At 43.6% G+C, this 15,587-nt stretch carries 12 protein-coding genes; all 12 read left to right on the top strand.

Annotated elements, in window-relative coordinates; genetic code table 11:
- The first annotated feature begins 18 nt into the window (after positions 1 to 18).
- The 12 genes from IR135_RS00140 (at position 19) to IR135_RS00085 (ending at position 15,439) form a co-directional block, all read left to right on the top strand.
- Positions 19 to 1,698, top strand: coding sequence for a ribonuclease J (locus tag IR135_RS00140; protein WP_135095629.1), 1,680 nt, complete (start codon positions 19 to 21; stop codon positions 1,696 to 1,698).
- Positions 1,699 to 1,781: 83 nt separating this feature from the next.
- Entirely contained in the window at positions 1,782 to 4,229 is a 2,448-nt protein-coding gene (locus tag IR135_RS00135; RefSeq protein WP_135095627.1) for an FtsK/SpoIIIE family DNA translocase, read from the top strand.
- Positions 4,230 to 4,244: 15 nt separating this feature from the next.
- The gene (gene yfmF, locus IR135_RS00130; RefSeq protein WP_135095625.1) at positions 4,245 to 5,519 is read left to right on the top strand and encodes an EF-P 5-aminopentanol modification-associated protein YfmF; all 1,275 of its coding nucleotides are present in this window, start codon (positions 4,245 to 4,247) and stop codon (positions 5,517 to 5,519) included.
- Complete coding sequence (yfmH, locus tag IR135_RS00125; protein ID WP_135095624.1) at positions 5,509 to 6,804, top strand: EF-P 5-aminopentanol modification-associated protein YfmH; 1,296 nt, start codon at positions 5,509 to 5,511, stop codon at positions 6,802 to 6,804. The genes yfmF and yfmH overlap by 11 nt, the downstream gene beginning before the upstream one ends.
- Positions 6,797 to 7,483 (top strand): SDR family NAD(P)-dependent oxidoreductase, encoded by a 687-nt coding sequence (locus tag IR135_RS00120; protein ID WP_135095622.1) that lies wholly within the window; start codon positions 6,797 to 6,799, stop codon positions 7,481 to 7,483. The genes yfmH and IR135_RS00120 overlap by 8 nt, the downstream gene beginning before the upstream one ends.
- Positions 7,471 to 8,301: a DUF3388 domain-containing protein gene (locus tag IR135_RS00115; protein ID WP_135095620.1), complete on the top strand. Its 831-nt coding sequence runs from the start codon at positions 7,471 to 7,473 to the stop codon at positions 8,299 to 8,301. Before IR135_RS00120 ends, IR135_RS00115 begins: the two co-directional genes overlap by 13 nt.
- 16 nt (positions 8,302 to 8,317) lie before the next feature.
- The gene (locus IR135_RS00110) at positions 8,318 to 9,163 is read left to right on the top strand and encodes a helix-turn-helix domain-containing protein (protein ID WP_135095618.1); all 846 of its coding nucleotides are present in this window, start codon (positions 8,318 to 8,320) and stop codon (positions 9,161 to 9,163) included.
- Between the two features lie 5 nt (positions 9,164 to 9,168).
- Positions 9,169 to 9,753, top strand: coding sequence for a CDP-diacylglycerol--glycerol-3-phosphate 3-phosphatidyltransferase (pgsA, locus tag IR135_RS00105; RefSeq protein WP_135095616.1), 585 nt, complete (start codon positions 9,169 to 9,171; stop codon positions 9,751 to 9,753).
- A 171-nt stretch (positions 9,754 to 9,924) separates the two neighbouring features.
- Positions 9,925 to 10,986: a recombinase RecA gene (gene recA, locus IR135_RS00100; protein WP_115885813.1), complete on the top strand. Its 1,062-nt coding sequence runs from the start codon at positions 9,925 to 9,927 to the stop codon at positions 10,984 to 10,986.
- 169 nt (positions 10,987 to 11,155) lie between these two features.
- On the top strand, positions 11,156 to 12,715 hold the full coding sequence (gene rny / locus IR135_RS00095; RefSeq protein ID WP_135095614.1) for a ribonuclease Y: 1,560 nt from the start codon (positions 11,156 to 11,158) through the stop codon (positions 12,713 to 12,715).
- 696 nt (positions 12,716 to 13,411) lie between these two features.
- A complete protein-coding gene (locus IR135_RS00090) occupies positions 13,412 to 14,386 on the top strand; it encodes a nuclease-related domain-containing protein (protein ID WP_135095612.1) in 975 nt (324 codons plus the stop codon).
- Between the two features lie 294 nt (positions 14,387 to 14,680).
- A complete protein-coding gene (locus tag IR135_RS00085; protein WP_115884698.1) occupies positions 14,681 to 15,439 on the top strand; it encodes a TIGR00282 family metallophosphoesterase in 759 nt (252 codons plus the stop codon).
- Positions 15,440 to 15,587: the final 148 nt, after the last annotated feature.

Raw genomic sequence — 15,587 nt, 5'->3', positions numbered from 1 at the left:
ATATTAACAAAGGAGGACATCAATGTGAAGAAAGAAAGTAAAAAAGCACATGTGAAAATCGTTCCTCTCGGCGGCGTTGGCGAGATTGCAAAAAACATGTATGTCGTTGAAGTTGACGACGATATGTTTATTCTCGATGCAGGTCTAATGTTCCCGGAAGATGAAATGCTGGGTATCGACATTGTCATACCCGATATTTCATACGTTCTCGAGAACAAAGATCGCCTGAAAGCGATTTTTGTTACACACGGACATGAAGACTCAATCGGTGCAATTCCTTACATTATTCAAGAATTAAACGTACCTGTTTACGGCTCCCGTTTAACCCTTGCTTTAATTAAAGAACGTCTGAAAGAGAAGAACGTTAAAAAGAAAGTTAAGTTTTATGCAATCAACAATGAATCTGTTATGAAGTTCGGCGATACGAACGTGGAATTTTTCGAAACATCCCACAGTATCCCGGATTCATACGGCATCAGTATGAATACACCTTACGGTGCAGTCGTCTACACCGGCGAATTTAAATTCGACCAGAGCTTAAAAGGCAACTACGACTACAATATGGCGAAGATGTATTCACTCGCCGAGAAGAATAAAACGCTCGCGCTGATCAGCGATTCGACAGAAGCTGAGAAACCGGGCTACAACGTGGCGGAGAATTTAATCGAAGACCACATTTTAGACGCCTTCCAGAAGTCTAAAAACCGCATTATCGTATCATGCTACGCGTCGAACTTCGTACGCATCCAGCAGGTGCTGACCAATGCTGCGAAAGTAAACCGCAAAGTGTCGTTCCTCGGACGCACGCTTGAATCATCATTTAAAGTAGCGAGAAAGCTCGGATATTTCGATATTCCGGACGGTCTGCTTCTGCCGAGTCATGAAATTAAAGACTACCCGGACAATGAAGTTGTTATTATCGCTACAGGTTCACAGGGTGAACCGATCGAAGCGCTCGGCAAAATGTCGCGCGGCCAGCACGAAGTAACAAATATTAAAGAAGGCGACGAAGTGTATATTTTAACGACGCCTTCATCGAACATGGAAGTTGTCCTGTACACGACGCTTAACGAACTCGTTAAGGCCGGTGCTGTAATCAACACACCGTCGAAAAATATTCACGCTTCAGGCCACGGACTTGCAGAAGAGCTTAAAATGATGCTGAATATCTTTAAACCGGAATACTTTATTCCTGTTCAGGGTGAATTTAAAAGCCAGATTGCGCACGCGCGTCTCGCATCTGAAACAGGTGTGAAGGCAGAAAATATTTTCCTGCTTGAAAAAGGGGACGTTGTTCAGTATGACGGCGAGAAGATGTTCAGTACCGAAAAAGTCGAAGCAGGCAACGTCCTGATTGACGGCAGCGGTGTCGGCGATGTCGGCAACATTGTGCTGCGGGACCGCAGACTGCTCTCTGAAGACGGGATCTTTATCGCGGTTGTTACTATTAACCGTGAGACGAGATCAATTACGGCAGGACCTGAAATTCAATCCCGCGGATTCGTCTACGTGAAAGAATCGGAAGCGCTGATAAAAGAAGCATCCGAGCACGTCAGAGGTATTGTCGAAGACAATATCAGTGCGGGCAAAATTGAATGGAGTGTCTTAAAACAAAATATCAGAGATGACCTTGGCAAATTCCTATACGATGAAACGAAGCGTCGTCCGATGATTATTCCAATCATTTCTGAAATATAATAGAGTGTAAACCGGCGGAGATATTAGGATAACCTTATATCTCCGTTGTTATAATTAAAAAGTGAAAATGAAGGTGGTAAAAGATGGCGACTAAACGAAAGCGCACTGCGAAAAAGAAAAACAATGATAAGAAAACGTATTATGCGAGTTTTGCTTTAATCATTATTATTTTACTTATCATTACAGTATTCCAGCTGGGCCTCGTCGGGGAATATACCGATGCAGTGTTTAATTTTCTTTTTGGCACAAGCCGCTACTTTACATACCTCGTGTTATTGCTCGCGAGTTTCTATTTGGCGACACATTTAAAATTCCCGTTTACAAAACGCATGCTCGGCTATTTAATGATGCAGTTTGGCCTCTTGTTCCTGCTGCACTCGATCTTGTATTTATCGGACCGTCCGAGAACAGACAATTATTTCAGTTTTAACGATATGCTCGTCATGACGAGAGAGCCGGGTTTTGACTTTACCGGCGGCGGTATTATCGGCCAGACCTTATTCAATTTTTCAGCGACTAGCATCAGCTTCTTCGGGACGCTCTTAATCGGCTTAATCTTCATTTATATGAGTATTATTATCGTCCGTCACAAGAGCATTGAGGAGTCGCTCCGGAATGACTTTAATTTTGTTATCCGGGGACTGACTGCCATCGGCGCTGGAATCGTCAGCCTGTTTGAAAGACTGGCTGAATGGTTCCAGAACCGTCCGAAGAAAGAAAAAGAAGTCAAAAAGAAACCGACATCAAAACCAAAAGCAAAATCAGAACCGATTATTGAAACGCCGGCCGAAGACAGCCCGCTTGAAAAGCGTACCGACAAAAAACGGAAGGCGCGCTTCAGTAAGAAAGATGAGCCTGAAACAGATTCACTCTTAGAAGAAGCCGACGAATATGTTGAACCGGAAGTCTACGATTCGGAAATTCTGATGGAAGAATATAAAGATATAGAGGCGCCTGAAGATACGACCGCAAAAGATCACGCGCTTGAGATAGAAAAAGAAGTTGCTGAGAAAAAAGAACTTGAATACGACACGCCGGATGATGATGGTGCAGTTGATATTCCTGAAGGCGAGGCAGCTGACAGTGAATTCGAAGAGTTCGATGATAAAGAACTCAAGCAGCTTATCGAGTACAAGCTGCCGTCGATTGACCTGCTCAACGATGCAGAACCGGGCGAGAAAGTTAGCAACAAGGAAGTCATCCAGCAGGGGCGTATTCTGGAAGAAACGCTCAAGAACTTTAATGTCAATGCGAAAGTGTCTAAAATCCGCATCGGTCCTGCTGTAACGCAGTTTGAAATTCAGCCTGACGTCGGAGTGAAAGTATCTAAAATCATCAATCTTCAAAACGATATTGCGCTCAGTTTAGCTGCAAAAGATATCCGCATTGAAGCGCCGATACCGGGCAAATCAGCAGTCGGCATCGAAGTGCCGAATTCAGTTGTCAGCATGGTTACGCTGCGCGAAGTGATTAAACGGAAGTCATCGGACAATCCGCTTGAAGTCGCACTCGGTAAAGATATTTCCGGTGCGCCGATAATGGCTGAACTCAATAAGATGCCTCACCTGCTCGTCGCAGGATCAACAGGAAGCGGTAAGTCGGTATGTATTAACGGCATTATCGTCAGCATTCTCTTAAATGCGAAACCGCATGAAGTTAAAATGATGATGATCGACCCGAAAATGGTTGAGCTGAACGTCTATAACGGTATTCCGCATCTGTTAGCGCCGGTGGTCACGAATCCGCAGAAAGCAAGCGATGCCTTAAACCGCATCGTGAGTGAAATGGAAAGAAGATACGACCTCTTCAGTGCATCGCATACGAGAAATATTGAAGCTTACAACCAGTATCTGGAGCGCCAGGCAGATGATCCTGAGAAAGTGCAGAAACTGCCTTACATCGTCGTTATCGTCGATGAGCTCGCGGACTTAATGATGGTGGCTTCAAAAGATGTGGAAGCGTCGATTACGCGTATTGCACAGATGGCGCGGGCAGCGGGTATTCATTTAATTATCGCCACCCAGCGTCCGTCTGTCGATGTTATTACGGGTATTATTAAAGCGAATATTCCGTCGAGAATCGCCTTCAGTGTAAGTTCTCAGACGGACTCACGGACAATTATCGATTCGATGGGTGCAGAGAAACTGCTCGGACGCGGGGACATGCTGTTCCTGCCGTCCGGCCGTTCGAAGCCGATCCGCGTCCAGGGTGCTTTCCTCGATGATGATGAAGTGACGGATATCGTGAAGTTTATTACAGATCAGATGAAAGCAAATTATGAGAAATCAGTTATAATGAATCAGAAGGAGACAGTAAGTGCGCCGGTTGAATCGGAAGATGAACTTTATCCGGATGCAAAATGGTTTGTAATCGAAGAACAGCGCGCGTCGGCAAGTCTTCTGCAGCGCCAGTTCAGAGTCGGCTACAACCGTGCAGCGCGTCTCGTCGATGATTTGGAAGCGAACGGGGTGATCGGACCCGCGAGCGGCTCCAAGCCGCGCAGTGTCCTGATTGAAAACCATGAAGATTAGTTAGGAGTTTTTTTAATGCAGGGTGTAGACAAAAGAGTCATTAATAATGTGCCAATTGTAAAAATATATACAGAAAAATTTAAAACAGTCGTCGTGAGCGTCTATTTCAGAACGCCACTCACGGGCGGCAGTGTGACTGTACGCAGTCTGCTCAGCCGCATGATGATTAAACAGACAGAAAAATTTACGTCAAATGCAGTGCTGCTTGAATATCTGGCAGAACATTACGGTGCGCATTTAACATCGAATGTTGTCAAAAAAGGCAGCGATCATATCGTTAAATTCTCAATTGAATTCGTCAATGATAAATTCATTATGGAAGATATCGACATGCTGAATGATATTACAGAACTCTTAAAAGACGTATTGCATACGCCGTTTAATTACGATGACTCGGATGAAGCATTTTTTGAGCGTGAAAAGCGCCTGATGACGAACCGCCTGAAGAGCATGCGCGATAATCATTCGCAGCGCGCCTTTGAAATGCTGCTCGAAACGATGTTTGAAACAGAAGATTATAAACACTTATCGTTCGGTGATTTAGACGATTTAGAGCGTTTAACTCTTGATGATGTGAAGGACGCCCACAGGAGCATGATGACAGAGGATGATATGTCTATCCTCGTTGCGGGCAAGGTAGAAGATAAGGTATTTGATTACTTATCACGCCTGCACAGTCACGAGGAGACGAAAATGTATCCGTATAAAGGCTATCCGGTACGGGATGTTCCCGAAGTAAAATATAAAACAGCACATGAGCGGATTGAGCAGGCGAAAGTGAACCTCGGTTTCCGTGTGCAGTATTCAGAGCCCGGAGATGTCATGGCGCTGAATGTCTTTAATCAGCTGTTCGGCGGCAGTGCGGCATCTCTTCTCTTTACGAATATCCGCGAAAAAATGAGCCTGGCATATTCGATTCATTCACAGGTCGATGTAAAAAACGGCTACATGTTTGTGCTGGCGGGTGTGGACAATGGCAATATTCAAGTGTTTGAAGATGCAGTGAAGCGCGAACTTAAGCGCGTCACCGACGGTGACTTTGAAGCATCCTTTGTCGAAGAAATTAAACGCAATATGCTGTCGAGCCGAAAGGAATCGATGGACAAGCCGCGCGGTTTAATTTCCTTAAATTACAACACGCTTTTAAAAGAACAGTCTGTAACAGCACCGGTGAAGAGCTGGACTGAACAGCTCCAAGCGATTACGAAAGCGGATGTCATCCGCATCGCAGAAAAAATTAAACTCGATACAGTATTTACGCTGAAAGGCGGTATAGACAATGACCAATAAATATACAACAGTCCGCTATGACCACCTGGATGAAGTCGTTCATAAACAGGTGATGGATAACGGCCTTGAGGTATTTATCATCGATAAAAAAGGCTACAATAAAAAATTTGCCACCTACACGGCGAAGTACGGTTCTGTGGACAATCACTTTAAAGCTCACGGCGAAGTCCACAATGTGCCGGACGGCATTGCGCACTTTTTAGAGCATAAAATGTTCGATAAAGAAGCGGGCGACGTCTTCAACAAGTTTTCTGAAATGGGTGCGAGTGCGAACGCCTTTACATCGATTGACAGAACGAGCTACCTGTTCAGCACGACGGAAAACTTCTTTGAAAATCTCCAGCTTTTAATGGATATGGTGGAAATACCGTACTTTACTCCTGAAAAAGTAGAGAAGGAAATCGGCATTATCAATGAAGAAATTAAAATGTACCAGGATAATCCAGGCTACCGTCTGTACCACGAAACGCTGAACGCTATGTACGAAAATTCACCGGTCGCTATCGATATTGCGGGGACGCTTGAGTCGATTTCGGAAATTACGGCGGAGCATTTGTACTTATGCCATAAGACGTTCTATGCGCCGGATAATATGGTAATGATTTTAGCGGGCGACTTTAATATAGAAGAAACTTTCGCTTATATAGAAGCGCATCAGAATTCACGGCCAGATTTCGAGCCGTCGGATATCGAACGTTTTATACCGGAAGAGCCTTACGCGGTTAAAACTAAAGAGAAAGTAATGGAGCTTGCGGTATCGACACCTAAAGTGATGCTCGGCTTTAAAACACTGCCGGATGACAGCGACAATGCGGTCAGAGAGCGCCGAGATGCAGCGATGCTCTTTGCCCTCGATATGGTCTTCGGTGAACAGTCGCCATATTACGAAGATCTTCTTGAACGCGGCATCGTCGATGATTCATTTAACTTCGCCTATCAGGAAGAAGAAATGGTGAGACATACGCTGATGGCAGCGGAAACGGATGATTATGAAACGTTTACGGCGGAAATCGTGCGTATTATCGACGAAGTTAAAACGACTGACTTCTTTTCTGAAAAACGTCTTCAGAGCCAGAAACGCGAGCTCATGGGAGATTACTTAACGAGCTTGAACTCGCCTGAGTATATTGCCAACCAGTTTACGAAATATTATTTCGACGGTTATGATTTATATAACGTGCCGAAAGTAATCGATAGTATTACACTGGAAGATATTAAAAACTACTTTAACAGTTCAATCGACACGAAAAACATGGTCGAAGTGATTGTGAAAGCTTATGAGTAATGTCGTTTTAGTCGGTGCAACGGGTGATATCGGAAAATGTATTCACGAATGTTTAAAAAATGATAAAATTATTACATTCTCACACAAAAACACGCCGGAATTTGACAGTACGCACCACTATCTCGACTTGTCACAGCCGTTTTCAGAAAGTGAGCTTGCAGGCTGCTTCAGCGGTGTGAAAACAGTCGATACACTGATTTTCACACCGGGTGAAGCGCTGTTTGAATTAATACAGGATACGACTTTAGAACAGGTCGACGGCCAGTACAACGTAAGCGTGAGGGCACTGATTACTTTTATCAAGGTGCTGCTGCCGAAGCTGAGACGGAGCCGTCGTGCGAGCATTATCGTAATCTCAAGTGTCTGGGGCACTTACGGTGCGAGCATGGAAAGCATCTACAGCACCTTTAAAGGGGCCCAGGAAACACTGGTCAAATCGCTCGCCAAGGAACTCGCGCCGTCGAATATTACAGTTAATGCTGTAGCACCCGGTGTCGTCCGTGGTAAAATGACCTTAAAGCTGTCTGAAGAAGACATCGCAATGATGCTGGAAGACCTACCGCAAGGGCGCTTAATCGAACCACGGGAGGTCGCTTCGGCGGCGGAATACTTGCTGTCAGAAAATGCGCGCAGCATTACTGGAGAAGTTTTGAAAATTAACGGGGGATGGTATACGTGAATACTGAGAAACCTAATTTTTATCCGGAACGCGACGAAGAAGTCTATTTGGAATATAAAAACCTCGATGACCGGCCGGGGCTGCTCGGCGATATTTTGAGTCTGATGGGAAATATCGGTCTCAGCATTAAAACGATTAACGGTGTTGAAGTCTCGCAGCGCGCCCTGCTGCTCCGTACCGATAATTTGTGGAAGCTGGAACGTTTTAAATGGATCTGCCGTCATGTCGATGAAATTGAAGTCGGCAAAATGCGGACGCCGACCATTACAGACCGGCTGACGCTCCGCCACGGCAGATTTATAAAGCGGGCGGAGGAAAACAAAAATATTTTCAGGTTTACACGTGCTGAAATCAGTGTCGTTGTAGACTTCCTTGCTATTCTGTTCGCTATCGATGAGACTTTTTTAATCGGTGTACGCGGCATGCCGCGGGTCGGGAAGACAGAGTCAGTCGTTGCCGGAAGTGTATCGGCCGGCGACAAATGGCTGTTTTTATCATCGACCATGTTAAAACAAACCGAACGCACGAGTCTCCACAAGCAGGAATTCGATAAAGGCAATGTTTACATTATCGACGGCGCGGTAACATCGAAATCTACAAATACGGATCATAAGCGTCTCGTGAACCAGGTGCTTAACTACGACGGTACAACAGTTGTGGAACATCCGGACCTGCTGATCGATGATTCATTCTTTAAATTAAAGCAGGAAGACTTTGATTATATTATCGAAATCCGAGAACACGAAGATCAGGAAATCACTTATGAAAAACATAAGAAACGTCACTGGTTCGAAAGTGACAATATGGACTTTTTCTAATTGGAGCTAACAAACTATGAAACTTGGGACATATTTACAAAATAAACGTGAAAAATCAGGCATCACCTTAAAAGAAATGGAGCGCGGTTCCGGTATTAAACGAAGCGTGCTTCAAATTATTGAAGCCGGTGACCTGACGCTCTTGCCGGAACCAAAACATACGCGTTTTCTAATTCGAAAATACGCGGATTTCCTGAACCTGGATGCTGAACAGCTGCTGGAGCGTTTCCAGGATGAAATCCCGGACACTAGAACTGATAATCAAAAGCGTAATCAGAAATCCAATCAGGATTTACAGTACTTAAAAAAGGTGCTGTTTGGTTTTATTACGATGATTCTCGTGCTCTTTGCCGTCTGGCTGGTGCTCCTGCAGATCGGCTCCCAAGGTGATATTTTCGAGACGAAAAGAATATATGAAACAGAGAATGAAGTAACTGACCTCACCGCTGACAAGGAAGAAGAAGAGGAAGCACCTGAAGAAAGTCCGGCGGAAGAAGAGTCAGAAGAGCCGGCTGAAGAAGCAGAAGAGGAAGCGGCAGAAGAACCGGAGACGTCAGTGAACTTTGTCAACCGCGAAGGCAATACGCTGGTTTATAATGTCACAGCTCCTGAGGAATTGACACTCGAACTGTCGGGTAATGAATCCTCCTGGGTCAGCTTAACGGATGACCTTGACAATAACTATCTGTACGAGGAGTCGGACGGCGGCACTTTTGACATTGATCCTGAAGCAGCAGTTGTCAATCTCGCGCTCGGCAATTCAACTTCATTCGATATTTCTTTAAACGGCACCAGTGTCGATAACTCGCAACGCGGTGACACGGTGACGGTTTATTATCAATTTAACATCACAAGGGAGTGACAATAATGAACATACCTAACTGGCTGACCGTTTTCAGAGTCGTTTTAATTCCGGTCTTTTTAATCTTTGCACTCCTTGATTTCGGCTTCGGCACAATGACCTTTCTCGGCGGGGAAGTCATTCTGATCGAACAGTTTATCGCAGCGGTGATATTTGTGCTGGCTGCCTTGACCGATTTCTTAGACGGCTATCTTGCGCGGAAGTGGAATATGATTACGAACATGGGCAAGTTCTTAGATCCATTAGCCGATAAACTTCTCGTGACTACAGGCTTGATTGTGCTCGTTGAATGGCATACGATTTCGAGCTGGATTGCTGTCGTAATTATAGCGAGAGAATTCGCTGTAACGGGACTCCGCCTTCTGCAGATAGAGCAGGGGTTCGTCTCTGCAGCAGGGCAGCTCGGGAAAATTAAAACAGTTTTCCAGATGCTGGCGCTCGTCTTTCTCTTATTCGGTGATATTTTCACTGCATATGTTCCGTTCTCACCGGGTCACTGGTTTATGTATATCGCGGTATTCTTTACGATACTGTCTGCAATAGAATACTTCTACAAAGGCCGCGACGTCTTTAAAGCGGATAAAAAATAAGAAAAACTGCGGTGATTTCACTGCAGTTTTCTTTGTTTTATAAGGATTGTTTACGGTTATAGAAATACTGTCCGCAATTATTTAATTTCTGTTTTCAGAAGCGAACATATATTCGCTTTTTTAATTTGTGCATGATATAATAATAAATGAGATTACGACTGGAGGTACATTATGGACGAGAGACATAAAGCGATAGATACTGTTATTAAAAACATGGAAAAGTCATTTGGCAAAGGTGCCGTTATGAAGCTTGGAGACGATGCGGGACGCAAAGTTAAAACAACTTCTTCGGGATCAGTCACATTAGATAGAGCACTCGGCGTCGGCGGATATCCGCAGGGCCGTATTATAGAAGTGTACGGACCGGAATCATCAGGTAAAACGACTGTAGCCCTGCACGCCATTGCAGAAGTACAGAGAAACGGCGGCATTGCTGCTTTTATCGACGCAGAGCATGCACTTGATCCGGAGTACGCAACAAAACTTGGCGTAGATATTGATAACTTATATATTTCACAGCCCGACACCGGTGAACAGGGACTTGAAATTACAGAAGCATTCGTACGAAGCGGTGCAGTAGACATGGTCGTTGTCGACTCCGTTGCAGCACTTACACCGAGAGCTGAAATCGAAGGCGAAATGGGAGACTCTCACATGGGTCTGCAGGCGCGTCTAATGTCACAGGCTCTAAGAAAACTGTCGGGTGCCATTTCGAAAAGTAACACGACAGCAATATTCATTAACCAGGTCCGCGAAAAAATCGGAGTTATGTTCGGTAACCCCGAAACGACAACCGGCGGACGTGCGCTTAAATTCTACAGTTCGGTCCGCCTTGAAGTCCGCCGTGCAGAAAGCTTAAAAATCGGCCAGGACATTGTCGGTAACCGCACGAAAATTAAAGTAGTTAAAAACAAAGTAGCTCCGCCGTTTAAAGTGGCTGAAGTGGATATTATGTACGGTGAAGGTATTTCACACACAGGTGAAGTTATCGACTTAAGCGTTGAAGAAGATATCGTTGAGAAAAGCGGTGCTTGGTATTCTTACAACGGCGAACGACTTGGCCAGGGTAAAGAAAATGCCAAGAAGACACTGAAAGAAAATCCGGAACTGTTTGCGGAAATCGAACGCAAATTACGTTCTGCACTCGGCTTCGGCGAAGATGTTCCTGAAGAGGAAACAGGCAAAGAATCTGAAGAAGACGCAGGTTTATTTGACGAGGACGAACTAAAATAATATTTAAACTCTGATTAACGTTGAGTTCTTTGAATCAAGCACCGGTATTATAAATACTCGTGCTTGATTTTCTTTATGATTATATTTAGAATTGAATTATATAATATTTTAATTAAAACTCATATTATATTTAACACACTTTAGAACCTTAGTTAGGGAGGTGTTTATTGTGGACTTAATAGACATTCTCTTTATCCTAATCGGTATTATTCTGGGTGTTGTTATCGGATATTTTATTGTCAATAATATATTGACTAACAAGCAGCGTCAGGCAAGGACTTCAGCTGAGCATATTATAAACGAAGCTAAAAAGGAATCCGAAAACCTGAAGAAAGAAAAGCTGCTCGAAGCGAAAGAAGAAAACCAAAATCTGAAAGAAGCTTTTGACAGCGAAATGAATACTCAGCGCAACGACTTGAAAGCGTTTGAAAACAGATTATTGCAGCGTGAAACATCGCTTGACAAGAAGAGTGAATCACTCGATAAGAAAGATGACATGCTGGAAAACAAAGAAGCTAAAATTGAAGAAAAACAGCAAATGGTTGATGCCAAGGATAATGAGATTAATGAAAAAATAAGTCAGCAAGAAACAGAATTATCCCGCATCTCCGGATTGACGCGCGACGAAGCACGTCAGGAAATGTTCTCTCAGGTAGAACACGAACTGTCACATGATATGGCTGTAATGGTTAAAGAAAAGAAAGAAAAAGCAAATCGGGAAGTAGACAAAGAAGCGCGTGAACTGCTCGCACTTACAGCGCAGCGTTACGCAGCCGAATACACCAGTGAGTCTACGGTATCAGTAGTCACATTACCGAACGATGAAATGAAAGGCCGCATTATCGGCCGTGAAGGACGAAACATCAGAACGCTTGAAACGCTGACAGGTGTCGATCTTATTATCGACGACACACCCGAAGCAGTAATTCTGTCCGGTTTTGATCCAATCAGACGCCAAATTGCCAAAAGTGCACTCGAAGCACTCGTGCAGGACGGCCGCATCCACCCTGGACGCATTGAAGAAATGGTGGATAAAGCCCGGCGCAACATGGAAACTGAAATCCGTGACGCAGGTGAAGCTGCAGCGTTTGAACTCGATATTCACAATCTGCACCCCGAACTTGCAAAACACTTGGGCAAGATGAAATACCGCCTGAGCTACGGACAAAATGTGCTTAAGCACTCGATTGAAGTCGGTTACCTCGCAGGAATACTTGCGAGCGAACTCGGCGGAAATGTCGCTTTAGCCCGCCGTGCAGGACTGCTGCATGACATCGGCAAAGCAATCGACCACGAAATTGAAGGCTCCCATGTAGAAATCGGAGTCGAACTCGCAACCCGTTACAAAGAACAGGATACGGTAATCAATGCGATTCAGTCACACCACGGTGATGTAGAACCGACAAGTGTCATTTCAATTCTCGTAGCAGCAGCAGACGCACTCTCCGCAGCGCGCCCAGGCGCGCGCCGTGAAACTTTAGAAAATTACGTTAAACGGCTGGAGAGACTCGAAGAAATTGCAGAAAGCTACGACGGCGTAGAAAAAACATTTGCAATTCAGGCCGGACGCGAAATCCGCGTCATGGTAAGCCCTGAAGATATCGACGACTTAAAAGCACACCGTCTTGCAAGAGACATTAAAAAACGTGTAGAAGACGAACTGCAATACCCAGGACACATAAAAGTGACAGTTGTCCGCGAGATGAGGGCCATAGAATACGCAAAATAAAAAGATCAGAGACGAAAGTCTCTGGTCTTTTTGTTTTCTGCGGGTTTGTTGGGAGGATTATCGTTAATCGTATATATGAGCTTCCTTCATGTCAACGCACCGCGTCTTTCGTATACATGAGCTACCTTCATGCCAACGCATCGCGTTTTTCGTATACATGAGACCCTGTCATGCCAACGCATCGAGCCTTTCGTATACATGAGCTACCCTCATGCCAACGCATCGAGCCTTTCGTATACATGAGACCCTGTCATGCCGACGCACCACGTCTTTCGTATACATGAGCGCCCGTCACACCGACGCACCACGTCTTTCGTATACATGAGCGCCCGTCACACCAACGCATCGAGTCTTTCGTATACATGAGACCCTGTCATGCCGACGCAAGTAGAAATACGTATACGTGAGCTCCTATAACCCAACAAAAAAAGCGCTGAAAATCTATAAATTAATCTATAAATTTAATTTACTAGCATACCAATAAACTGATATTGTAAAACTCAAATATAACAAAATATAGCAACAGTATCTATATAAGTTACGGAAATGTAACATACATTAAAAGGTAAAAGTATAAGAGTTTGTGTAAAAAGTAAATCAGTTTTGCTATTTTTGTATTCAAGTAACTTTTTTAAAAGGAAATCGTCGTTTCTCCCTATATATAGAGTAGAGGGTACTTTTTAAGGAGGAAGGATTATGTTTCTAAATAAAAGAATGGCACCGGCAGAACTTATGCATTATCAAGCGCTAGAAATTCGTAAAGAACTCAGCAAAGATGAACAAAATAAAATGTTTAATCTAGAAAAAGGATTTGCCGGCGAAAAACTGTATGATAAAATTTTCAATGAAATTGGTCACGAGAATGTTTATGTATTGAGAGATGTTTATCTTAAAATAGGAAAAGTACTGACTCAGTACGACAGTATTATCGTTACTAATAATGGAGTGTCGGTGAATGAAATTAAAAACTTATCCGGTGATTATGAATACAAGGGAAATAAATGGTGTAAAAATGCCAGTCATATGGAAAACAATCCCTATGTTCAGCTTAGCCGTGCAGAAAGTAAATTAATCAAGCTGAGCAATGATACTCCAATTAGTTTTCAAGTGGATGGAAAAGTTATTTTTATGAATGATGATTTCAGATTTTCTACAGAAGATAAAAATATAGAGAATCAAACGATAATGATAAATTATTTAAGGAACTATTTTAGAGAATATAAGGCTGAACGATTAAATGAAAACGCGAAAAAAATTGTACTTCTCATAAGAGATACAGTGGCAAAGAATTCATATTTTGTTGAACATGCTGATATTACTAAATTGAAACGCGGTCTGTATTGCGGTTCTTGTAAACAATTTGATTTAAATAAAGGGCAATTTCAATTCATTTGTAACAGCTGCGGATCAGTTGAGAGTTACGAAACACATATAGTCAGAGCGATCAGTGATCATAAGTATTTATTTTCAAATCAACCGATTACAAAGCAATCGCTTTTACACTTAATCGATTATCAGGTGCATACAACGACTGTATCAAAATTTTTAAGGAAATATTGTAATCAAGATAGTAAGGGAAAAGCTTCTACACACATTTTTAAATTTTATGATTCTGTAACAGCGCTTAGTGAAATAAGAAAAAGGCAACGATATAAAGATAAAGTTCATTAATAATTGAAAAGATGTGTAAATTTAGAGGTTTTTCCGGTTGAGTAGAATGTTCCGTAGGCATGAGAGCCTCTCATGTCTATGCAAATGGACAACCGTATACATGAGACCGTGTCACGCCTACGCAACGTGAAATACGTATACATGAGACCATGTCACGCCTACGCAACGTGAGATACGTATACATGAGACCGTGTCACGCCCACGCAATGAAGAATACGTAGGCATGAGCGAAAAATCCACCCACCCAACATCCCCAAAATAATGTATAATTAACACAATAGATAGGGTGATTTGATGAGGATTTTATTCATTGGAGATGTAGTCGGAAAAATTGGCCGGCGCATGATAAAAAATTATTTGCCGGGCTTGAAAAAAGAGCATAACGCGCATTTTACGATTGTAAATGGGGAGAATGCGGCCCACGGCAAAGGGATAACGGAAAGTACTTATAAGGAAATTTTAAACGGCGGCGCGGATTTTATCACGCTTGGCAACCATGCCTTCGCAAAGCGCGATGTGTATGACCTGTTAAACTCGGGTGTTAAAATGGTCCGCCCCGCGAATTTCCCGGAGGGTACACCGGGCGACGGCAGCCGCATCGTTAATATTAACGGAAAGAAATTATTAATCGTGAACCTGCAGGCGCGGAGTTTCCTCGAGCCGATTGAAAATCCATTCACGGTAATCGATAAAATTCTCGAAGAAAATACGTACGATGCGGCCTTCGTGGATTTCCACAGTGAAACGACGAGCGAGTCCATCGCCATGGGCTACCACCTGGATGGCCGGGTCAATGCGGTAGTCGGCACGCACACGCATGTTCAGACAAATGACGCCGCGCGTCTCCCGAACGGCACAGTTTACATCACTGACGTCGGCATGACTGGTTTTAAAGACGGCATATTAGGCATCAGAAAAGATGAAGTCATCCGCAGATTTATAACGAATCTGCCTGAACGCCACGTTGTGCCGGACGAGGGCAAGGGCGTAATCAGCGGTGTAATTATCGATACTGACAGTAAAACAATTAAAAACTTTAAAATTGAAGAGTAAGAACAAGAGACGGGTGCATCCAACGAAAAATGCGCCCGTTTTTTCCGTCCAGCAATAAAAATATCAAATCCGGTTCAAGTTTAGTGAAAATTATGTCACTTTTGTGGCATAATATAATTAATTCGGATTTCGAAAGAATATAATCAAA

Origin of the sequence: Jeotgalicoccus nanhaiensis (assembly GCF_015235105.1) — a bacterium.
Classification (GTDB): Bacteria; Bacillota; Bacilli; order Staphylococcales; family Salinicoccaceae; genus Jeotgalicoccus; species Jeotgalicoccus nanhaiensis.
This window is presented reverse-complemented; position numbering and strand designations above follow the sequence as displayed.

Bases quoted from the DNA above. Each gene is read 5' to 3' on its own strand.
- IR135_RS00135 (WP_135095627.1), top strand. From the start codon at position 1,782: ATGGCGACTAAACGAAAGCGCACTGCGAAAAAGAAAAACAATGATAAG.
- yfmF (WP_135095625.1), top strand. From the start codon at position 4,245: ATGCAGGGTGTAGACAAAAGAGTCATTAATAATGTGCCAATTGTAAAA.
- yfmH (WP_135095624.1), top strand. From the start codon at position 5,509: ATGACCAATAAATATACAACAGTCCGCTATGACCACCTGGATGAAGTC.
- IR135_RS00120 (WP_135095622.1), top strand. From the start codon at position 6,797: ATGAGTAATGTCGTTTTAGTCGGTGCAACGGGTGATATCGGAAAATGT.
- IR135_RS00115 (WP_135095620.1), top strand. From the start codon at position 7,471: ATGGTATACGTGAATACTGAGAAACCTAATTTTTATCCGGAACGCGAC.
- IR135_RS00110 (WP_135095618.1), top strand. From the start codon at position 8,318: ATGAAACTTGGGACATATTTACAAAATAAACGTGAAAAATCAGGCATC.
- pgsA (WP_135095616.1), top strand. From the start codon at position 9,169: ATGAACATACCTAACTGGCTGACCGTTTTCAGAGTCGTTTTAATTCCG.
- recA (WP_115885813.1), top strand. From the start codon at position 9,925: ATGGACGAGAGACATAAAGCGATAGATACTGTTATTAAAAACATGGAA.
- IR135_RS00090 (WP_135095612.1), top strand. From the start codon at position 13,412: ATGTTTCTAAATAAAAGAATGGCACCGGCAGAACTTATGCATTATCAA.
- IR135_RS00085 (WP_115884698.1), top strand. From the start codon at position 14,681: ATGAGGATTTTATTCATTGGAGATGTAGTCGGAAAAATTGGCCGGCGC.